Annotated in this window: 20 protein-coding genes; 8 read left to right on the plus strand and 12 right to left on the minus strand. The window is 70.2% G+C overall.

The features are described 5' to 3' along the window. Positions 1-210: 210 nt before the first annotated feature. The 9 genes from ACFWNV_RS08860 to ACFWNV_RS08900 all read right to left on the minus strand — a co-directional run bounded on the left by ACFWNV_RS08860 (position 211) and on the right by ACFWNV_RS08900 (position 7710). Entirely contained in the window at positions 211-555 is a 345-nt protein-coding gene (locus tag ACFWNV_RS08860; RefSeq protein WP_215020285.1) for a metal-sulfur cluster assembly factor, read from the minus strand. Then, the gene (gene sufU / locus ACFWNV_RS08865) at positions 552-1013 is read right to left on the minus strand and encodes a Fe-S cluster assembly sulfur transfer protein SufU (RefSeq protein ID WP_327307360.1); all 462 of its coding nucleotides are present in this window, start codon (positions 1011-1013) and stop codon (positions 552-554) included. Before sufU ends, ACFWNV_RS08860 begins: the two co-directional genes overlap by 4 nt. 29 nt (positions 1014-1042) lie before the next feature. After that, positions 1043-2299, minus strand: coding sequence for a cysteine desulfurase (locus ACFWNV_RS08870; protein ID WP_383942690.1), 1257 nt, complete (start codon positions 2297-2299; stop codon positions 1043-1045). After that, on the minus strand, positions 2296-3063 hold the full coding sequence (gene sufC, locus ACFWNV_RS08875) for a Fe-S cluster assembly ATPase SufC (protein ID WP_383942692.1): 768 nt from the start codon (positions 3061-3063) through the stop codon (positions 2296-2298). The genes ACFWNV_RS08870 and sufC overlap by 4 nt, the downstream gene beginning before the upstream one ends. 7 nt (positions 3064-3070) lie before the next feature. Beyond that, positions 3071-3388, minus strand: coding sequence for a bifunctional 3-phenylpropionate/cinnamic acid dioxygenase ferredoxin subunit (locus tag ACFWNV_RS08880; RefSeq protein WP_250742308.1), 318 nt, complete (start codon positions 3386-3388; stop codon positions 3071-3073). Continuing rightward, a complete protein-coding gene (sufD, locus tag ACFWNV_RS08885; RefSeq protein ID WP_383942696.1) occupies positions 3388-4566 on the minus strand; it encodes a Fe-S cluster assembly protein SufD in 1179 nt (392 codons plus the stop codon). Before sufD ends, ACFWNV_RS08880 begins: the two co-directional genes overlap by 1 nt. A gap of 59 nt (positions 4567-4625) precedes the next feature. Further along, entirely contained in the window at positions 4626-6041 is a 1416-nt protein-coding gene (gene sufB / locus ACFWNV_RS08890; protein ID WP_266909690.1) for a Fe-S cluster assembly protein SufB, read from the minus strand. Then, complete coding sequence (locus tag ACFWNV_RS08895) at positions 6038-6799, minus strand: helix-turn-helix transcriptional regulator (RefSeq protein WP_383942700.1); 762 nt, start codon at positions 6797-6799, stop codon at positions 6038-6040. Before ACFWNV_RS08895 ends, sufB begins: the two co-directional genes overlap by 4 nt. Positions 6800-6918: 119 nt before the next feature. Continuing rightward, the gene (locus ACFWNV_RS08900; protein ID WP_383942703.1) at positions 6919-7710 is read right to left on the minus strand and encodes a formate/nitrite transporter family protein; all 792 of its coding nucleotides are present in this window, start codon (positions 7708-7710) and stop codon (positions 6919-6921) included. A gap of 133 nt (positions 7711-7843) precedes the next feature. Here ACFWNV_RS08900 and ACFWNV_RS08905 point away from each other — a divergent pair, with 133 nt between their 5' ends. From ACFWNV_RS08905 to ACFWNV_RS08920, 4 genes are all read left to right on the plus strand, one after another. Further along, positions 7844-8770: an ABC transporter ATP-binding protein gene (locus ACFWNV_RS08905; RefSeq protein ID WP_383942706.1), complete on the plus strand. Its 927-nt coding sequence runs from the start codon at positions 7844-7846 to the stop codon at positions 8768-8770. Continuing rightward, positions 8767-9534, plus strand: a complete 768-nt coding sequence (locus tag ACFWNV_RS08910; protein WP_383942708.1) for an ABC transporter permease — start codon at positions 8767-8769, stop codon at positions 9532-9534. Before ACFWNV_RS08905 ends, ACFWNV_RS08910 begins: the two co-directional genes overlap by 4 nt. A 79-nt stretch (positions 9535-9613) precedes the next feature. After that, positions 9614-10750 (plus strand): hypothetical protein, encoded by a 1137-nt coding sequence (locus ACFWNV_RS08915; RefSeq protein ID WP_383942711.1) that lies wholly within the window; start codon positions 9614-9616, stop codon positions 10748-10750. A 4-nt stretch (positions 10751-10754) separates the two neighbouring features. Further along, positions 10755-11744: a heme A synthase gene (locus ACFWNV_RS08920; RefSeq protein ID WP_383942714.1), complete on the plus strand. Its 990-nt coding sequence runs from the start codon at positions 10755-10757 to the stop codon at positions 11742-11744. Positions 11745-11819: 75 nt separating this feature from the next. Here the strand turns inward: ACFWNV_RS08920 and ACFWNV_RS08925 are convergent, their stop codons facing one another. The 3 genes from ACFWNV_RS08925 to ACFWNV_RS08935 form a co-directional block, all read right to left on the minus strand. Next, positions 11820-12929 carry an amidohydrolase gene (locus ACFWNV_RS08925; protein ID WP_383942717.1) on the minus strand — a complete coding sequence of 370 codons (1110 nt, stop codon included), beginning with the start codon at positions 12927-12929 and terminating at the stop codon, positions 11820-11822. A 141-nt stretch (positions 12930-13070) separates the two neighbouring features. Continuing rightward, positions 13071-13433 (minus strand): hypothetical protein, encoded by a 363-nt coding sequence (locus tag ACFWNV_RS08930; protein ID WP_383942719.1) that lies wholly within the window; start codon positions 13431-13433, stop codon positions 13071-13073. Between the two features lie 69 nt (positions 13434-13502). Further along, positions 13503-14450, minus strand: a complete 948-nt coding sequence (locus tag ACFWNV_RS08935; protein ID WP_383942741.1) for a heme o synthase — start codon at positions 14448-14450, stop codon at positions 13503-13505. A 269-nt stretch (positions 14451-14719) separates the two neighbouring features. Here ACFWNV_RS08935 and tkt point away from each other — a divergent pair, with 269 nt between their 5' ends. Genes tkt through opcA form a run of 4 tightly spaced genes read left to right on the plus strand, consistent with a single transcriptional unit; the run spans position 14720 to position 20536 of the window. Continuing rightward, positions 14720-16807: a transketolase gene (gene tkt / locus ACFWNV_RS08940; RefSeq protein ID WP_383942722.1), complete on the plus strand. Its 2088-nt coding sequence runs from the start codon at positions 14720-14722 to the stop codon at positions 16805-16807. 35 nt (positions 16808-16842) lie between these two features. Beyond that, a complete protein-coding gene (tal, locus tag ACFWNV_RS08945) occupies positions 16843-17961 on the plus strand; it encodes a transaldolase (RefSeq protein WP_383942725.1) in 1119 nt (372 codons plus the stop codon). Between the two features lie 5 nt (positions 17962-17966). Then, the gene (gene zwf, locus ACFWNV_RS08950; RefSeq protein ID WP_250742320.1) at positions 17967-19496 is read left to right on the plus strand and encodes a glucose-6-phosphate dehydrogenase; all 1530 of its coding nucleotides are present in this window, start codon (positions 17967-17969) and stop codon (positions 19494-19496) included. Continuing rightward, complete coding sequence (gene opcA / locus ACFWNV_RS08955) at positions 19493-20536, plus strand: glucose-6-phosphate dehydrogenase assembly protein OpcA (protein ID WP_383942729.1); 1044 nt, start codon at positions 19493-19495, stop codon at positions 20534-20536. The genes zwf and opcA overlap by 4 nt, the downstream gene beginning before the upstream one ends. Positions 20537-20638: the final 102 nt, after the last annotated feature.

Genomic DNA, 20638 nt, shown 5'->3' on the forward strand with positions numbered 1-20638 from the left:
TCTCGTCTGCGCCGTCACGTTGTGACGGCCGTCGAGAAGATTCGGCCACCATGGCCAACTCCCGGTGCACGCGGTCCGTCCGCCGGGAAAACAGACGACCCCCGGCACGGGTGTGCCGGGGGTCGTCCGTTCACTCGGCCGTAGGACGGCCGTCGTTCTCAGGGCGTCGGTCAGACGTTGAACCCGCAGGTCAGACGTTGAACCCGCAGGTCAGACGTTGAACCCGAGCGCGCGCAGCTGCTCGCGGCCGTCGTCCGTGATCTTGTCCGGGCCCCACGGCGGCATCCACACCCAGTTGATGCGCAGTTCGTTGACGATTCCGTCGGTGGCCGACTTCGCCTGGTCCTCGATGACGTCCGTCAGCGGGCAGGCCGCCGAGGTGAGGGTCATGTCGAGGGTGGCGATGTTCGCGTCGTCGACGTGGATGCCGTAGATCAGGCCCAGGTTGACGACATCGATGCCCAGCTCGGGGTCGACCACGTCGTAGAGGGCCTCGCGGACCTCTTCCTCGGTGGCCGGCTTGATGGACGCCTCGGGCGTCGCGTTCTCGGTCATGCCGTCTTCCTCTCGGCGTCGCCCAGTGCCTGGGCGGTCGCGTCCTTCCACGCCATCCAGCTCAGCAGGGCGCACTTCACCCGGGCCGGGTACTTGGAGACGCCGGCGAACGCGACCGCGTCCTCCAGCACCTCCTCCATGGCCTCGTCGGGCTCCATCTTGCCCTTGGACTGCATCAGCTCCAGGAAGACTTCCTGGATCTTCCGCGCCTCGCCCAGCTCCTTGCCGACGAGCAGCTCGTTCAGTATCGACGCGCCGGCCTGGCTGATGGAGCAGCCCTGGCCCTCGTACGAGATGTCCGTGAGGGTCTCGCCGTCGTACTTCACGCGCAGGGTGATCTCGTCACCGCACGTCGGGTTGACGTGGTGCACCTCGGCGTCGCCGTCGCGCAGGCCTCGCCCGCGCGGGTGCTTGTAGTGGTCCAGGATCAGTTCCTGGTACAGGGATTCCAGCTTCACTGCGCCCTCGTCGCCTTCGTCGCTTCGTCTTATCCGAAGAAGTTCCGTACGTGCTCCAGCCCGGCGACCAGTGCGTCGACCTCGGCCGGAGAGGAGTACAGATAGAAAGACGCTCGCGTCGTCGCCGGAATTCCGTACCGGAGGCAGACCGGGCGGGCGCAGTGGTGTCCCACGCGGACCGCGATGCCCTGCTCGTCCAGTACCTGGCCGACGTCGTGCGGGTGGATGTCACCCAGCACGAAGGAGATCGCGGCGCCGCGGTCCTCGGCCGTGGTGGGGCCGATGATGCGCAGGTCGGGGACCTCCGCGAGCCGCTTGATCGCGTACTCGGTGATCGCGTGCTCGTGCGCGGCGATCTTGTCCATGCCGATCGCGGTCAGGTAGTCCACGGCCGCGCCGAGGCCGACGGCCTGGGCGATCGGGGGCGTACCGGCCTCGAACTTGTGGGGCGCCGGGGCGTACGTCGAGGAGTGCATCGAGACGGTTTCGATCATCTCGCCGCCGCCCAGGAAGGGCGGCAGGTCCTCGAGCAGCTCCTGGCGGCCCCAGAGGACGCCGATGCCGGTCGGGCCGCACATCTTGTGGCCGGTGAAGGCCACGAAGTCGGCGCCGAGCGCCTGCACGTCGAGCGGCATGTGCGGAGCGGCCTGCGAGGCGTCGATCAGCACCAGCGCGCCGACCTCCTGCGCGCGCCGGACGATCGCCTCGGTCGGGTTGACCGTGCCCATGATGTTGGAGACCAGCGTGAAGGAGACGATCTTCGTCTTCTCCGTGATGACCTCTTCGATGTTGGACAGGTCGAGACGGCCGTCGTCGGTCAGGCCGAACCACTTCAGCTTCGCGCCGGTGCGCTGCGAGAGCAGCTGCCACGGGACGATGTTGGAGTGGTGCTCCATCTCGGTGATGGCGATCTCGGTCTCGCGGTCGACCCGGTAGGGCTCGTCCGCCCAGCCGAGCATGTTCGCGACCAGGTTGAGCGACTCCGAGGCGTTCTTGGTGAAGATCACCTCGTTGCGGCTCGGAGCGTTGATGAAGGCGGCGACCTTGTCGCGGGCGCCCTCGTACAGCGCCGTGGCCTCCTCGGCGAGCACGTGCACGCCGCGGTGGACGTTGGCGTTGTGCTGCTCGTAGTACTCGTTCAGCGCGTCGAGCACCTGGCGCGGCTTCTGCGAAGTCGCCGCGTTGTCCAGGTAAACGATCTTCTTCCCGTCGTGGACCACACGATCCAGAAGGGGGAAGTCCTTGCGGATCGCCTCGGTGTCGAGGAGGCCAGGCAGCTGTGTCACGCGGTCGCGCCACCCTTCGTGCTGTACGACTCGTAGCCTTCGGCCTCCAGCTTGTCGGCGAGCTCGGCGCCGCCGGACTCGACGATGCGGCCCTCGGAGAAGACGTGGACGAAGTCGGGCTTGATGTAGCGGAGGATCCGCGTGTAGTGCGTGATCAGCAGGGTGCCGACCTCGCCCGTGTCGCGGACGCGGTTGACGCCCTCGGAGACCTGGCGCAGGGCGTCGACGTCGAGGCCGGAGTCGGTCTCGTCGAGGATCGCGATCTTCGGCTTCAGGAGCTCCAGCTGCAGGATCTCGTGGCGCTTCTTCTCACCGCCGGAGAAGCCCTCGTTGACGTTGCGCTCGGCGAAGGCCGGGTCCATCTGGAGCTGCTCCATCGCGGACTTGACCTCCTTCACCCAGGTACGCAGCTTCGGCGCCTCGCCACGGATGGCGGTGGCCGAGGTGCGCAGGAAGTTGGAGACCGAGACGCCGGGGATCTCCACCGGGTACTGCATGGCGAGGAAGACGCCGGCGCGGGCGCGCTCGTCGACGGACATCTCCAGGACGTCTTCGCCGTCGAGGGTCACGGTGCCCTTGGTGATGGTGTACTTCGGGTGACCGGCGAGCGCGTACGCGAGGGTGGACTTGCCGGAGCCGTTCGGACCCATGATGGCGTGCGTCTCACCCTGCTTGATGGTGAGGTTGACGCCCTTGAGGATCTCGCGGGCGGCGTTCTCGGCCTCGACGGAGACGTGCAGGTCGTGGATTTCAAGCGTTGCCATGGATACCTCAGGACTCCTGGGTGAGGGAGACGAGCACGTCGTCCCCTTCGATCTTTACGGGGTATACGGGTACGGGGCGCGTCGCGGGCAGACCGGACGGCTTGCCGGTGCGCAGGTCGAAGGCCGAGCCGTGCAGCCAGCACTCGATCATGCAGTCTTCGACCTCGCCCTCCGAGAGCGAGACGTTCGCGTGCGAGCAGATGTCGTTGATCGCGAACACCTCCCCCTCGGCGCGGACGATGGACACCGGCGTGCCGTCGAGTTCGACCCGCTTGGGGGCGTTCTCCTCCAGCTCGCTCAGCGCACAGGCCTTGACGTAGGTCATCAGACGGACGCCTGCAGCTCGGTTTCGATCTTCGCGAGCAGCCGCTCCTCGATGTCCGGGACACCGATCTGCTGGACGAGCTCGCCGAAGAAGCCGCGCACGACCAGGCGGCGGGCCGTGTCGGCCGGGATGCCGCGGGACTGCAGGTAGAAGAGCTGCTCGTCGTCGAAGCGGCCGGTCGCGGAGGCGTGGCCGGCGCCGACGATCTCGCCGGTCTCGATTTCCAGGTTCGGCACCGAGTCGACCCGCGCGCCGTCCGTGAGGACGAGGTTGCGGTTCATCTCGTAGGTGTCGGTGCCCTCGGCGGTCTTCTCGATGAGCACGTCACCGATCCAGACCGCGTGGGCGTCCTGGCCCTGGAGCGCGCCCTTGTAGACCACGTTCGACTTGCAGTGCGGGGCCTTGTGGTCGACCAGGAGGCGGTGCTCCTGGTGCTGACCGGCGTCCGTGAAGTACAGGCCGAAGAGCTGGGCCTCGCCGCCGGGGCCCGCGTAGTTCACGCGCGGGTGGAGGCGTACGAGGTCTCCGCCGAAGGTGACCACGATCGACTTGAAGGTCGCGTCGCGGCCGATCAGGGCGTTGTGCTGGGAGACGTGGACGGCGGTGTCGTCCCAGTCCTGCACGGAGACCACGGTGAGCTTGGCGCCGTCGCCGACGAGGAAGTCCACGTTGGCGGCGCGCACGCCGTCACCGGTGTGGTCGATGACGATGACGGCCTCGGCGAAGGCCTGGACGTCGAAGACGGTGTGACCGAAGGTCGTGCCGCCCTCGCCGTGCAGCGTGACGCGCACGGGCTCGGTGAGCACCGCTTCCTTGGGCACGGTCACGACCGTGGCCTTGGCGAAGGACGAGAACGCCTGGGCGGCGATCCGGTCCACCGGGGTGCCGGCCTTGCCGATGCGCGCGTCGCCGCGCTCCACGGACTCGATCGTGACCACGTCGGGCGCGTCGATCTGTGCCTTCATGGTGCCGTTGGCGACCGCGGTGCCGTCGTGCAGGCCCTTGAGGCGGGCGAGCGGCGTGAAGCGCCACTCCTCCTCGCGCCCGGTGGGCACGGGGAAGTCCGCCACGTCGAAGGACGGGGGGGCACTCATCCGGGTGGCGACGGTGGACTCGGCGGCCACCGCGATCGCGCCGGCGGTAGTCGAGCCCGCCGGGATGTTCTGAGCCTCAGCCATGGCTGTCGTGTTGCTCTCTTCCTTAAAGAATCTGCTGCGGGACGTCGGGCGGGCCGGGACTAACCGACCGAGCCTTCCATCTGCAGCTCGATCAGCCGGTTCAGCTCCAGCGCGTACTCCATCGGCAGCTCACGGGCGATCGGCTCGACGAAGCCGCGCACGATCATCGCCATGGCCTCGAACTCCGTCAGACCGCGGCTCATCAGGTAGAAGAGCTGGTCGTCGGAGACCTTGGAGACGGTCGCCTCGTGGCCCATGGACACGTCGTCCTCGCGGACGTCCACGTAGGGGTACGTGTCCGAGCGGGAGATGGTGTCGACCAGGAGCGCGTCGCACAGCACGTTGGACTTGGAGCCGTGGGCACCTTCGCCGATCTCGACCAGACCGCGGTACGAGGTGCGGCCGCCGCCACGGGCCACCGACTTCGAGACGATGTTGGAGGAGGTGTTCGGCGCCATGTGGACCATCTTGGAGCCGGCGTCCTGGTGCTGGCCCTCGCCCGCGAAGGCGATGGAGAGGGTCTCGCCCTTGGCGTGCTCGCCCATCAGGTAGACGGCCGGGTACTTCATGGTGACCTTGGAACCGATGTTGCCGTCGATCCACTCCATGGTCGCGCCCTCGTACGCCACGGCGCGCTTGGTGACCAGGTTGTAGACGTTGTTCGACCAGTTCTGGATCGTCGTGTAGCGGCAGCGGCCGCCCTTCTTCACGATGATCTCGACCACGGCGCTGTGCAGCGAGTCCGAGGAGTAGATCGGGGCGGTGCAGCCCTCGACGTAGTGGACGTAGGCGTCCTCGTCGACGATGATCAGCGTCCGCTCGAACTGGCCCATGTTCTCCGTGTTGATGCGGAAGTAGGCCTGGAGCGGGATGTCGACCTTGACGCCCTTGGGGACGTAGATGAACGAGCCGCCCGACCACACGGCGGTGTTCAGCGAGGCGAACTTGTTGTCGCCGACCGGGATGACCGTGCCGAAGTACTCCTGGAAGAGCTCCGGGTACTGCTTGAGCGCGGTGTCCGTGTCGAGGAAGATGACGCCCTGCTCCTCCAGGTCCTCGCGGATCTGGTGGTAGACGACCTCGGACTCGTACTGGGCGGCGACACCGGCGACGAGGCGCTGCTTCTCCGCCTCCGGGATGCCGAGGCGGTCGTACGTGTTCTTGATGTCCTCCGGCAGGTCCTCCCACGAAGCGGCCTGCTTCTCGGTGGAGCGCACGAAGTACTTGATGTTGTCGAAGTCGATGCCCGAGAGGTCGGAACCCCAGTTGGGCATGGGCTTCTTGCCGAACAGCTTGAGGCCCTTGAGACGGAGGTTCAGCATCCACTCCGGCTCGGACTTCTTCGCCGAGATGTCGCGGACGACCTCCTCGGACAGGCCTCGCTTCGCGACCGCACCGGCCGCGTCGGAGTCGACCCATCCGTATTCGTAGGTGCCCAGGCCATCGAGCTCAGGGTGAGCAGTCTCCGTGGTCATGCGGGGTTCCTCCCGGCCGTACTTGCAGATACTGAGGTGTCGGTCTGTGTGGCGCCTGTGGCAGCGACGCCGCTCCCACTGCGTGGAATGAACGTCGTGCACACCCCGTCGCCGTGGGCGATCGTGGCGAGACGCTGCACGTGCGTCCCGAGCAGGCGGGAGAAGACCTCGGTCTCCGCCTCGCAGAGCTGCGGGAACTGCTCGGCGACGTGTGCGACCGGGCAGTGGTGCTGGCAGAGCTGTTCACCGCTGTGCGGACCGGGAGCGCTCTTCGCCGTAGCAGCGTACCCGTCTCCGGTCAACGCCCTGGCAAGGGCCTCGGTGCGCCCCGCCGGGTCGGCCGCTTCCACGGCTTCGCGGTAGGTCTCGGCCTGCGCCGTGAGCCTGGCCTTGGCGAAGGCGGCAACGGCCGCCTCGCCCTGCTCCCCGCCCCCGGCGGCCTGCGCGATCCAGCGCATGGCGTCCGCGGCGAGGGAGTCGTAGGACTGGTCGAAGGCGTCACGACCGCAGTCGGTCAGCGCGAAGACCTTGGCGGGCCGGCCTCGGGTCCGCGCTCCGTACACGCGCTGCTCACGGGGCTCGACGACGTCGTCTGCGACGAGCGTGTCGAGGTGGCGGCGGACGGCGGCCTGGGTGAGGCCTACACGCTGGGCGAGGTCGGCAACGGTGGAAGGACCGTGGTCCAGGATCGACCGCGCGACCCGGTTGCGGGTTGACCGCTCCCCGGTCGCGAGTTCGCCCTGGGGGGCCTCGCTCATCCGTTCGCCGTATTTCACAACGCCATTGTTGCGTAATTAGTCGGGCCCCGACAAGCCGTGATGGAGGCCACCTCTGGTGGCCTCCATCACTAAGGGTTACCTTATTTATCCACGGAGCGTTACTCGGAAGTCGACGCTCCGCCCTCGCGCAGGGCCCCGCCGGTGAACCAGTAAACGGCTCCCACCAGCAATCCTCCGCCCACGACGTTCCCCGGCACGGTGAACATCAGATTCCGGAAAAGATCACCGAATCCGGCTGAGCCATCCAGGATCGCGAGGCTGAAAACAGCCATGTTCGCTACACAGTGTTCGAATCCGACGGCGACGAAAACGGCCACCGGCAGCCACAGGACGAAAATCTTGGCCGCATCGCCGCGGGCCCGGGTGAACATCCAGATGGCCAGGCAGACGAGCATGTTGCAGAGGACCGCGCGCCAGAACAGCTGTCCGCCGCTCAGCGCCATCTTCCCGTGGACCATCTCGGTGAGCATGGACCGCGCCGAGGGCGAGGAGGCCACGCCCGAGGCGTGCACCATGGCCCCGAAGGCGAAGGCCCCGACCAGGTTCCCGGCCAGCGAGAGCGTCCAGGAAAGGAACAGGTCCCGCGGACCGGTCCGCCCCGACAGGGCGCCGACCAGCATGACCATCACATTGCTGGTGAAGAGCTGGGCGCCGGCGAACATCACGATGGTCAGGGCGATCGGGAAGACCGCGCCCTCCAGCAGTTTCACGGCCGGCGAGCCCTTCGCCACGAACGGCGAGATCGCGACCAGGAGCAGCACCTCGCCGACGGCGATGTAAGCGCCCGCGAGCATCGCCGACACGAAGTAGCGCGGCGGATGCCCGAGGTCATGGGCCTTGTGCTCGGCCTGCCCCGAGGTGGCTTCGACGTTCTGAGCGATGCTGTTCACCATTCGACGTTAGGCCCCGGACCGGCACCCGAGCGGACGATAAAGTCACGAATGCGCAGGTCCGTGACCCTTCGGGGGCGGGACCTACGGCCCCACCCCGGTCACCCCCCACGGCTCCGTAGACTCACTCCCCATGAGCAACGACCCCGCCGTGGAAATCCGCGGACTGGTGAAGCGGTACGGCCCCAAAACCGCGGTGGACGGCCTGGACCTCACCGTCCGGAGGGCCTCGGTCACCGCAGTCCTTGGTCCCAACGGCGCGGGCAAAACGACCACTGTGGAAACCTGCGAGGGCTACCGCCGCCCCGACGCCGGATCCGTCCGCGTCCTCGGCCTCGACCCCGTCGCGCAGGCCGGGGCCCTGCGCCCGCGCATCGGCGTGATGCTCCAGACCGGCGGCGTCTACTCCGGCGCCCGGGCCGTCGAGATGCTGCGCCACATGGCCAAGCTCTACGCCGACCCCCTGGACGTCCCCACCCTGGTGGAACGCCTCGGCCTCGGCGGCTGCGGCCGCACCGCCTACCGCCGGCTCTCCGGCGGCCAGCAGCAGCGCCTGGCCCTCGCCATGGCCGTCGTCGGCCGCCCCGAGCTGGTCTTCCTGGACGAGCCGACCGCCGGCCTCGACCCGCAGGCCCGCCGCGCGACCTGGGAACTCGTACGGGAACTGCGCGCCGACGGGGTCTCGGTCGTACTCACCACCCACCACATGGACGAGGCGGAGCAGCTCGCGGACGAGGTCGCCATCGTCGACGCCGGCAAGGTCATCGCCCACGGCTCCCCCGAGGCCCTGTGCCGCGGCGGCGCCGAGAACACCCTGCGCTTCACCGGCCGCCCCTCCCTCGACGTCGGCTCCCTGCTCAAGGCCCTGCCCGACGGCACCCAGGCCGCCGAGCTCCTCCCCGGCGTCTACCGGGTCACCGGCGACGTCGACCCCCAGCTGCTGGCCACCGTCGCCTCCTGGTGCGCGCAGCACGGGGTCATGCCCGACAGCCTCTCGGTGGAGCGGCACACCCTCGAAGACGTCTTCCTGGAACTGACCGGTAAGGAGCTGCGCGCATGAGCGCCGGTACGTTCACCCCCCGCCCGGGGGCCGCGCCCGTGTCCCGCATGATCCTGGCGCAGACCGCGCTGGAGACCCGGATGCTGCTGCGCAACGGGGAGCAGCTCCTGCTGACCGTGATCATCCCGGCGCTGCTGCTGACCCTCTTCTCCGCCGTCGACATCGTCGACACCGGCTCGGGGAAATCCGTGGACTTCCTCGCCCCCGGCATCCTGGCGCTGGCGGTGATGTCCACCGCCTTCACCGGCCAGGCCATCGCCACCGGCTTCGACCGGCGCTACGGGGTCCTCAAGCGGCTCGGGGCCTCCCCGCTGCCGCGGTGGGCGCTGATGGCCGCCAAGACGCTGTCGGTGCTCGTCACCGAGGTGCTGCAGATCGCGCTGCTGACGGTGATCGCCTTCGCCCTGGGCTGGTCCCCGCACGGGAACCCGCTGTCCGCGGCCCTGCTGATCCTGCTCGGCACCGCCGCCTTCTCCGGGCTCGGCCTGCTGATGGCCGGCACCCTGCGGGCGGAGGCCACCCTGGCCGCGGCCAACCTGGTCTTCCTGCTGCTCCTGGTCGGCGGCGGGGTGATCGTGCCGATGGACAAGTTCCCCGGCGCGGTCCAGTCCGTGCTCGGCCTGCTCCCCATCTCCGCGCTCTCCGACGGGCTGCGCGAGGTGCTCCAGCACGGGGCCGCGCTGCCCTGGGGCGACGCGGCGATCCTGGCCGTCTGGGCGGTACTCGGTCTGGGGGCCGCGGCGCGCCTGTTCCGCTGGGAGTGAATCCCTTCCCCCGAGCGTTGCCCCGGCAGGAGGATGGTCGCCTCCACACGGGAGCGCACCACAGACGCCGGGGGGCGGCATGGCGCAGCGGGAGGCCGTTCTGCGGCTGGACGAACAGTGGGCACGGATCCGGTCGGGCGCGGCGCACGCGCAGCCCGCGGAGGCCGACGCCCTGCTGGCCGAGCTGATCGGAGCCCTGCGCGAGCCGGCCCGCACCGACGCCGAGTGCGCGGCCCGGCTGGGTCTGCGCCTCGGCGACCTGGCGGCCCGCCGGTTCGCCGACGGGGACCGGGCCGGGGCCCTGGCCGCCATCGAGGAGGGGCTGCGGTCCTCGCAGCAGGCGGCCGGGCACGCAGCCGAGTACGCCCGCTGGTACGCCCGGGGTCTGATCAACCAGGGGGTCTGGCTGTCCTGGCCCCTCAGCGACGGGGAGCGGCTGCCGAAGCACCCGCTGGGCCCCGGCTCCGAGAGCGGCCCGAGCGCCATGGAGCGGGCCGCCGGAGAGCGGGCCCGTGACCTGACGCGCGGCGCCGTGGAGGTCTGGGCCTCCCTGGACCAGGAGGATCCGGTCAACCAGCGGGGCCTCGCGCAGGCGAAGGTGTTCCTCGGCGACCGGCTCGCCGAGCTGGGCCTGGCCGAGGAGTCCGTGGCCTGGGCGGTCGACGCGGAGGGCTCCTTCCGGCGGCTGCTGCTCGCCGATCCCGGCTCCGAGGAGTCGCAGGAGGCCGAAGAGGCCCTGGACCACATCGGCCGCCAGCTCGAACTGCGGCTGCGCTTCCTCTCCTTCCCCTCCCTGTCCGGCCTGCGCACGCGCGGGCTGCTGCCCGAACGGCTGCTGCCCCAGGCCGTGGTGGCCGCCCGCATCCAGGGCGTGCCCGAGGCGGAGATCGCCGCCCATCTGGGCCTGGAGGCCGACCAGGTCCACACGATGCTGGAGGTGACCCCCTGGGTCGCGGTGTGGCGCATCGAGGTCCGCGGCTCCGACGGAGTCTGGAACGTACAGTCACATCCCTGGCACAGCGGGGCGGAAGTGAGGAACAGGACAGCCGAGGACGTAGGGGCTGAATTGGTACGCGGCTTCGCGGCCTCGGCCGACTACCCGGGCGAGGGCGCGCATTGGCGGGTCCGCGTCTGGTGGCATGCGGAAGGCGATCCGGCCGGGGCCCGGTTCCGCCTGGGCTTCGGCCCCGACGGGGTGACCGCCACCCCCTCGTGAAACTTTGCACAAGTGTCCGCGTACGATAAGCGCCGTGTTGACCCCACTCGCATATCTCGCCCGCCGCTGGACGCCGTCACCCCGGACCGTCCAGCGGGCCGCGTTCGCGGCGGTGCTCATGAGCGTCGTCATCGTCGTCACCGGCGGCGCCGTGCGGCTGACCGGATCCGGTCTCGGCTGCGACACCTGGCCCAAGTGCACCGGCGACAGCCTGATCGTGACCCAGGAGCAGGGCTTCCACGGGGCGATCGAGTTCGGCAACCGGATGCTGACGTACGTGCTCTGCGCGGCCGTTGGCTGGGCGATCACCGCCGCCCGCTGCGCCACGCCGTGGCGCCGCTCGCTGACCCGGCTCGGCTGGCTCCAGTTCGCCATCGTGATGGGCAACGCGGTCCTCGGCGGCATCACCGTCCTGACGGGTCTCAACCCCTACAGCGTGGCCGGGCACTTCATGCTCGCCACCTCGCTGATCACCGTGACCACGATCACCTGGCAGCGCACCCGCGAGGGTGACGGCCCGGCCAAGCCGCGCGTCCCCTCCCCGGTGCGCAAGCTCTCGTGGGCGCTGCTCGCGGCCACCGTCGTGCTGATCGCCGCGGGCACGGTGGTCACCGGGTCCGGCCCGCACGCCGGCGACAGCAGCGAGATCAAGCGGATGCCCTTCGACTGGTCCGCCACCGCCCACGTCCACGCGATCTCCGCCTGGGTGGTGTGCGCGCTCGCCGTCGCGATGTGGCTGGTGCTGCGCGTGGTCGACGCCCCCGTGGACACCCGGGCGCGCGCCCGCGACCTGCTGATCGTGCTGCTCGCCCAGGGCGCCATCGGCTACGTCCAGTACTTCACCGACGTCCCCGAGGCCCTCGTGGCGGCCCACATGCTCGGCTCCTGCCTGGTGTGGATCTCGGTGGTCCGGGTGGCGCTGAGCCTGCGCGAGCGTCCGTCCGAGCAGGCCGGGATCCCGGCGCAGACCGACGCCCGGCTCGCCGCGGTCTGACCCTCCCGGCGCCCTCCGGGGCGTCGGCCCCACCCGTCGGCTCCGTTCGGCGGCCCCGCCCGTCGGCCCCGCCCGTCAGCCCCGTTCGTCCAGCCGGTAGACGCGGCGGGCATTGCCCGCCGCGACCATCGCCGCCACCCGCTCCGCGTCCCGCCAGGACCAGGAGCCGTCGGCGACCCAGCCGCCGAGCACCCGGCCGAGCGCCTCCCGGAAGACCAGCGCGCCCACCGCGTGCAGTTCGGGCAGCTGCCGTCCGCCGCCGGAGAACATCAGCTTTCCGAAGGGCGCGGTCTCCAGGCACTCCGCCAGCACGGCGGCCGCCCGCGCCCCCGTGGACCCCAGGGCCGCGCCGAGGTCGGCGTGGACGTGCGGGAAGGCCGCGGCCAGCCCGGCCGCCCGCCGGTGGTGGGGGTACCCGCCGATCAGCACCAGCCGCGCTCCCAGGCCCTCGGTCGCCCGTACGAACCCGGTCAGCCGGTCCGGCGCCGCCGGCTCCCCGCCGGTGTGCAGCTGGAGCGGCAGCCCCGAGGACACCGCGCTCCACGCCAGGTGCCGCAGCAGCACGGGGTCCCGCAGGGCCCCGCCCCTGGCACGCCCGGCCAGCCAGCGCCCGGCCGCGCCCCGCACCTCGCCCGGGCCGGGCGGCTCGGGCGCGGCTTCGAGGGCCGCTGCCCAGGCGCGGCCCCCCTCCCCGGCCCCGCAGGTGAAGGCCACGGCCCCGGCGGCGGCCCGGTGGACCGCCCCCGCGAGGTCGGCCAGGAAGGCTGCTACGGTCCCGGCGGTGTCCGCCGCCTGCTCGGCCAGCAGCTCCGGCCGCACCAGCTCGAAGGCCTCCGCCCCGCCCGTCAGGGCCAGTTCCTTGGGCCCGGTGAGGTCGCCCGGCACCCCGGTGTCGACGAGCCGGGTGCCGGTCCCGCAGCCGCGCAGCAGCCGGCGGGCCGACTCGGCGGCGCCGAGCTCGCGCCGCCGGGCGAGGTAGTGCACGGGGGCGCAGTGCGGTTCGAGCCCGAGCAGCGGCGGACACCAACGGCGCACGGCGAAGCCGGTCTGGGTGTCGAAGAAGGTGGTGCCGGCGGCGGGCGGGCCGGCCGAGTGGATCAGCTGGGCCTCGAAGGTGGCGAGGCCGAGCTCCGTGCGGAGCACTCCCTGGCAGTGCTGGTCCACCAGGGGCGGCGTTTCGATCATCCGGGCATCCCGTTGCGGACGTGAGGAAGGGGCTTCCACACGTCCTAACGGGTGAGCGGGGTGTGAGGTGTTGCTCGCGCTGTTGACCGAGCGGGTGACGCGGAAACGATCAAGCCAATGATCAAGCCAAGATCGACCGGGTCAGGCGGCCGGCTCCGCGGCCGGATTGGCGGTTCCGCCGAGCTGCATGCCGGCCATCCGGGACCACTCGTAAGGCCCCGTCCGCACCCGCGCGGCGAACTCGCCGTCGAACTCCTCGTGGAGGGTCAGCCCGGCCTTCTCGGCCGCGAGCCGCGCGGTGTCGTACGCCGGGGCCACCAGGTCGCCCCACTCGCCGTCGGTCCCGACGAGGACGATCCGGGTGCCCGCCTGGCCGATGTGCGCGAGGTGGCCCTCGGCGCCGCCGTGCTGCTCGGCGAACGCGCCGATCTGCTTGGCCAGCTTCGCGGCACGGCGGTCCTGCTTCTTGTCCGCCGTGGTGGCGGTCTCCTCGGTGTCTGCCATGACAGGCATGCTACCGGCGAGTAGCGAACGGAGGAAGCATGACCGGAGGAAGCACGAACAGCGGAAGCATCAGCGGAGGAAGGGATCCACGGCGACGGCCACGAAGAGCAGCGACACGTAGGTGATCGACCAGTGGAACAGCCGCATCTCCTTGAGCTTCGCTCCCGCCACGCCCGACTTGGCGCGGGCGTTGAGCCCGTGCGCCTCCCAGAGCCACCAGCCGCCGGCCAGCAGGGCGACCGAGGTGTAGAACCAGCCGGTGTACCCCAGCGGGGTCAGCAGCAGCGAGACCGCCACCATCACCCAGCTGTAGAGGACGATCTGCTTGGCCACGGCCTTGTTGCCCGCCACGACGGGCAGCATCGGCACGCCGACCCGCGCGTAGTCGTCCTTCACCTTCATGGACAGCGGCCAGTAGTGCGGCGGCGTCCAGAAGAAGATGACGAGGAAGAGGATGACCGCGGCCCAGGAGACCTCGTTCTTCACGGCCGACCAGCCGATGAGCACCGGCATGCAGCCCGCGATGCCGCCCCAGACGATGTTCTGCGAGGTGCGCCGCTTCAACAGCATCGTGTAGACGACGACATAGAAGAGGAGCGCGCCGAGCGCGAGCGCGGCCGACAGCCAGTTGATCAGCAGCCCGAAGAACAGCGTGGACGCGATCCCGAGCGTGATGCCGAAGACCAGGCACTCGCGCGGGCTGACCATGCCGGTCACCAGCGGGCGTCCCGAGGTCCGGTCCATCAACGCGTCGATGTCGCGGTCGATGTACATGTTCAGCGCGTTGGCGCCGCCCGCGGACAGGTAACCGCCGAAGCAGGTGGCGAGGACCAGCCACAGCGAAGGCACGTCCTGCTCGGCGAGGAACATCACCGGCACGGTCGTGATGAGCAGAAGCTCGATGATCCGCGGCTTGGTCAGTGCCACGAAAGCCATGGCCCGGGCCCCGAACGGCCGGTGACCGGGGCTCGTCCCGAGCACCCCCGCTGGACGGGATTCGACGGCCGTCACGCACACCCCTGACAGAGAATCCAGCAAGCTCCGACGTGAACCCGTTTAAACATGTAGGTCCCGTAAAGGCTTGCGCGTACCACGCCACTCTAGACGTAGCCATTGGCTCGTCCTGCGCGGGGGTCGCCCCGTGTTGGTCCGATCGGCGCTGAGACGTCACGCGCGGACCGCGGGTACTCGAATAGCTGCACGCTGTGGCGGGGGTAGGCTCGGAATCGCGCCGGTGCACCGTTCGTCACCGGGACTAGACATGTGGAGAGGAGCCCTGACCCACGGTGAGCACCAAGCCGACGACCACAGAGCTCGACTGGACCGAACTGGACCAGCGTGCTGTCGACACCGCCCGGATCCTGGCCGCCGATGCGGTCCAGAAGGTCGGTAACGGCCACCCCGGTACGGCGATGAGCCTGGCCCCCGCCGCGTACACCCTCTTCCAGAAGGTGATGCGGCACGACCCGGCGGACCCGGAGTGGGTCGGCCGCGACCGTTTCGTGCTCTCCGCGGGTCACTCCTCGCTGACCCTCTACACCCAGCTGTACCTCGGCGGGTTCGGGCTCGAGCTGGATGACCTGAAGGCCTTCCGCACCTGGGGCTCGAAGACCCCGGGCCACCCGGAGTACGGCCACACCGCGGGCGTCGAGACCACCACCGGCCCGCTGGGCCAGGGCATCGCCAACGCGGTGGGCATGGCCATGGCCGCCCGCTACGAGCGCGGCCTGTTCGACCCCGAGGCCCCCGCGGGCGCCTCCCCGTTCGACCACATGATCTACGCGATCGCGGGCGACGGCTGCCTCCAGGAGGGCATCTCCCACGAGGCGTCGGCGCTGGCCGGCCACCAGAAGCTCGGCAACCTGGTGCTGCTGTGGGACGACAACCACATCTCCATCGAGGGCGACACCGAGACGGCCGTCTCCGAGGACACCCTCAAGCGCTACGAGGCGTACGGCTGGCACGTCCAGCGCGTCGCGCCGCAGGAGAGCGGCGACCTCGACCCGAAGGCGCTGTTCGCCGCGCTGCAGGCCGCCAAGGCCGAGACGGAGCGCCCCTCCTTCATCGCCGCCCGCTCGATCATCGCCTGGCCGGCCCCGCACGCCCAGGGCACCGAGGCCTCGCACGGCTCGGCCCTCGGCAACGACGAGGTCGCCGCCACCAAGCGCGTCCTCGGCTTCGACCCGGAGCAGACCTTCGAGGTCTCCGACGAGGTCATCGCGCACACCCGCGCGCTGGGCGAGCGGGGCCGCGAGGCCCGCGCCGCGTGGGAGAAGGAGTTCTCCGCCTGGCGCACCGCCAACACGGAGCGCGCCGCCGAGTTCGACCGCATCAACGCCAACGAGCTGCCCGCGGGCTGGGAGGACAAGCTCCCCGTCTTCGAGACCGGCAAGGGTGTCGCCACGCGCGCCGCCTCGGGCAAGGTCCTCGAAGCGCTCGGCGCGATCATCCCGGAGCTGTGGGGCGGCTCGGCCGACCTGGCCGGCTCCAACAACACCACCATCGACAAGAACTCCTCGTTCCTGCCGGTGGGCAACCCGCTGCCGGAGGCCGACCCGTACGGCCGCACCATCCACTTCGGCATCCGCGAGCACGCCATGGCCGCGGCCATGAACGGCATCGCCCTGCACGGCCACACCCGCATCTACGGCGGCACCTTCCTGGTGTTCTCCGACTACATGCGCAACGCCGTGCGCCTCTCCGCCCTGATGCACGTGCCCGTCACCTACGTGTGGACGCACGACTCCATCGGCCTCGGCGAGGACGGCCCGACCCACCAGCCGGTCGAGCACGTCGCCGCGCTGCGCGCCATCCCGGGCCTGAACGTGGTCCGCCCGGCCGACGCGAACGAGACGGCCATCGCCTGGCGCGAGATCCTGCGCCGCCACACCAAGGTCTTCGGCAAGGGCGCCCCGCACGGTCTGGCGCTGACCCGCCAGGGCGTGCCGACGTACGAGCGCAACGAGGACGCCGCCAAGGGCGGGTACGTGCTGTTCGAGGCTGAAGGCGGCCCCGCGCAGGTCGTCCTCATCGGCACCGGCTCCGAGGTCCAGCTCGCCGTCGCCGCGCGCGAGGCGCTGCAGGCCGAGGGCGTCCCGGCGCGCGTCGTCTCGATGCCTTCCGTCGAGTGGTTCGAGGAGCAGTCCCAGGAGTACAAGGACAGCGTCCTGCCGCCTTCGGTCAAGGCGCGTGTCGCGGTCGAGGCCGGCATCGGCCTGACCTGGCACCGCTACGTCGGCGACGCCGGCCGCATCGTCTCGCTGGAGCACTTCGGCGCCTCGGCCGACGGCGCCGTCCTGTACCGCGAGTTCGGCCTGACCGCCGAAGCCGTGACCGCCGCCGCACGCGAGTCGCTCGCCGCCGCCGCGCGCTGACTCCCGTACCCAGACCAGTAGGAGATGCAATTCCCATGACAGACGCACTGAAGCGCCTTTCCGACGAGGGCGTGGCGATCTGGCTGGACGACCTGTCCCGCAAGCGGATCACGTCCGGCAACCTGGCCGAGCTCATCGACCAGCAGCACGTGGTGGGTGTCACCACCAACCCGGCGATCTTCCAGAAGGCGATCAGCGGCGGCGAGGGGTACGAGCAGCAGCTCGCCGACCTGGCCGCCCGCAAGGTCACCGTCGAAGAGGCGATCCGCATGATCACCACGGCGGACGTCCGCGACGCCGCCGACATCCTGCGCCCGGTCTACGACGCGACCGAGGGCCAGGACGGCCGGGTCTCGATCGAGGTCGACCCCCGTCTGGCCCACAACACCCCGGCGACCATCGCCGAGGCCAAGCAGCTCGCGTGGCTGGTGGACCGTCCGAACACGCTCATCAAGATCCCGGCGACCAAGGCCGGCCTGCCGGCGATCACCGAGGTCATCGGCAAGGGCATCAGCGTCAACGTGACGCTGATCTTCTCGCTGGAGCGCTACCGCGAGGTCATGGACGCGTACCTGGCGGGCCTGGAGAAGGCGAAGGCCGCGGGCCTGGACCTCTCCAAGATCCACTCGGTCGCCTCCTTCTTCGTGTCCCGCGTGGACTCCGAGATCGACAAGCGCCTGGACTCCCTCGGCACCGACGAGGCCAAGGCCCTCAAGGGCAAGGCGGCGCTCGCGAACGCCCGTCTGGCCTACGAGGCCTACGAAGAGGTCTTCTCTTCCGAGCGCTGGGCCGCCCTGGACAAGGCGCACGCCAACAAGCAGCGTCCGCTCTGGGCCTCGACCGGCGTCAAGGACCCGGCGTACAAGGACACCCTGTACGTGGTGGACCTGGTCGCCCCCGGCACCGTGAACACCATGCCCGAGGGCACCCTGGAGGCCACCGCCGACCACGGCGTGGTCGACGGCGACACCATCAGCGGCACGTACGAGCAGTCGCGCGCCGAGCTCGCCGCGGTCGCGAAGCTGGGCATTTCGTACGACGATGTGGTGCAGCTGCTCGAAGAAGAGGGCGTCGAGAAGTTCGCGGTGTCCTGGAACGACCTGCTGAAGTCGACCGAGGCGGAGCTTGAGCGCCTCGCCCCCACGGAGGCCTGAACACTTTGTCTGTAAACGGAGCGAACCCGCTTCGTGACGCACAGGACCGGCGGCTCCCGCGCATCGCGGGGCCGTCCGGCCTGGTCATTTTCGGCGTTACGGGTGACCTGTCGCGCAAGAAGCTGATGCCTGCCGTCTACGACCTCGCCAACCGCGGCCTGCTTCCGCCGGGCTTCTCCCTGATCGGCTTCGCCCGACGGGAGTGGCAGGACGAGGACTTCGCACAGGAGGTTCACGACGCGGTCAAGCAGCACGCACGCACCCCCTTCCGTGAAGAGGTCTGGCAGCAGCTCGTCCAGGGCTGCCGCTTCGTCCAGGGCGACTTCGACGACGACCAGGCGTTCGAGACGCTGAAGTCGACGATCGAGGAGCTGGACAAGGCGCAGGGCACCGGCGGCAACTTCGCCTTCTACCTGTCCGTCCCGCCGAAGTTCTTCCCCAAGGTCGTCGCCCAGCTCAAGAAGCACGGGCTGGCGGACCAGAAGGAGGGCTCCTGGCGGCGCGCGGTCATCGAGAAGCCGTTCGGGCACGACCTGACCAGTGCACAGGAGCTCAACCAGCTCGTGCACGACGTCTTCCCGCCCAACGAGGTCTTCCGGATCGACCACTACCTGGGCAAGGAGACCGTCCAGAACATCCTGGCGCTCCGCTTCGCCAACACGATGTTCGAGCCGATCTGGAACCGGTCGTACGTCGACCACGTGCAGATCACCATGGCAGAGGACATCGGCATCGGCGGCCGGGCCGGCTACTACGACGGCATCGGCGCGGCCCGCGACGTCATCCAGAACCACCTGCTCCAGCTGCTGGCGCTGACCGCGATGGAGGAGCCCGGCTCCTTCCACCCCAAGGCGCTGGTGGCCGAGAAGCTCAAGGTGCTGACCGCCGTGGAGCTGCCCGAGGACCTGGGCAAGCACACCGTGCGCGGCCAGTACTCGGCGGCGTGGCAGGGCGGCGAGAAGGTCGTCGGGTACCTCGAAGAAGACGGCATCGACCCCAAGTCGAAGACCGACACCTACGCGGCCATCCGCCTGGAGATCAACAACCGCCGCTGGGCGGGCGTCCCGTTCTACCTGCGGACGGGCAAGCGCCTGGGCCGCCGGGTGACCGAGATCGCGGTCGTCTTCAAGCGGGCCCCGTACCTCCCGTTCGAGTCGGGCGCGACCGAGGAGCTGGGGCAGAACGCCCTGGTCATCCGGGTCCAGCCGGACGAGGGCGTGACGGTGCGCTTCGGCTCCAAGGTTCCGGGCACCTCCATGGAGGTCCGGGACGTGACGATGGACTTCGCCTACGGCGAGTCCTTCACGGAGTCGAGCCCCGAGGCCTACGAGCGGCTGATCCTCGACGTGCTGCTGGGTGACGCGAACCTGTTCCCGCGCCACCAGGAGGTCGAGCTGTCCTGGAACATCCTCGACCCGATCGAGCGGTACTGGGACACGCACGGCAAGCCCGCCCAGTACCCGTCGGGCACCTGGGGGCCGGTCGAGGCGGACGAGATGCTCGCACGAGACGGACGGAGCTGGCGCCGGCCATGAAGATCGATCTCACGGAGACCAACTCCAGCAAGATCAATGCCGCGATGGTGCAGGCACGCCGGGACCTCGGCACGCCGGCCATCGGCATGGTCCTCACGCTGGTGATCGTGACCGACGAGGAGAACGCGTACGACGCGCTCAAGTCGGCCGGCGACGCATCCCACGAGCACCCCTCGCGGATCATCGTCGTCATCAAGCGGGCCAGCCGCTCGCCGCGCAGCCGCCGCGACGCCCGTCTCGACGCGGAGATCCGCGTCGGGGCGGACTCCGGCAGCGGTGAGACGGTCGTGCTCCGCCTGCACGGCGAACTGGTCGACCACGCGCAGTCGGTGGTCCTCCCCCTGCTCCTCCCGGACGCGCCCGTCGTCGTCTGGTGGCCCGAGGGCGCTCCGCAGGACCTCGCGGGCGACCCCCTGGGGGCGCTCGGCCAGCGCAGGATCACGGACACGTACTCCGCCGAGACCCCGATCGAGGCACTCGGCAGCCGCGCCGAGGCGTACGCACCCGGGGACACGGACCTGTCCTGGACCCGGATCACCCCGTGGCGCTCCATGCTGGCGGCCGCGCTGGACCAGCAGACCCACTCGGTCACCTCGGCGACCGTGGAGGGCGAGGACGACAACCCGAGCTGCGAGCTGCTGGCGATGTGGCTCGCGGACCGGCTCCAGGTCCCCGTCAAGCGCACCTCCTCGGCGGGCCCCGGGCTCACCGCGGTGCGCCTGGAGACCAAGGGCGGCGAGATCGTCCTGGACCGGGCCGACGGGGCGCTGGCCACGCTGTGCATGCCGGGGCAGCCCGACCGTGCGGTGGCGCTGAAGCGCCGCGACACGGCCGAGCTGCTGGCGGAGGAACTCCGCCGCCTGGACCCGGACAACACCTACGAGGCCTCGCTGAAGTTCGGCGTGGCCCGCCTGGCCCCCGCGAAGCCGGCCGCCGCCAAGGCGGAGACCCCGGCCAAGGCGGAGACCCCGGCCAAGGCCGAGGCCCCGGCCGCCAAGCCGGCTCCGGCGAAGCCGGCCAAGAAGGCCGCGGCGAAGTAACGGCCCCGCTGCGCGGAGCCGTCCCCTACCCGCCCTTCCACCGTTCCCCGGGGCTCCGCCCCGGACCCCGCGCCTCAAACGCCGGCGAGGCTGATCTTTCAG

Origin of the sequence: Streptomyces sp. NPDC058401, from assembly GCF_042722885.1 — a bacterium.
Taxonomy (GTDB): domain Bacteria; phylum Actinomycetota; class Actinomycetes; order Streptomycetales; family Streptomycetaceae; genus Streptomyces.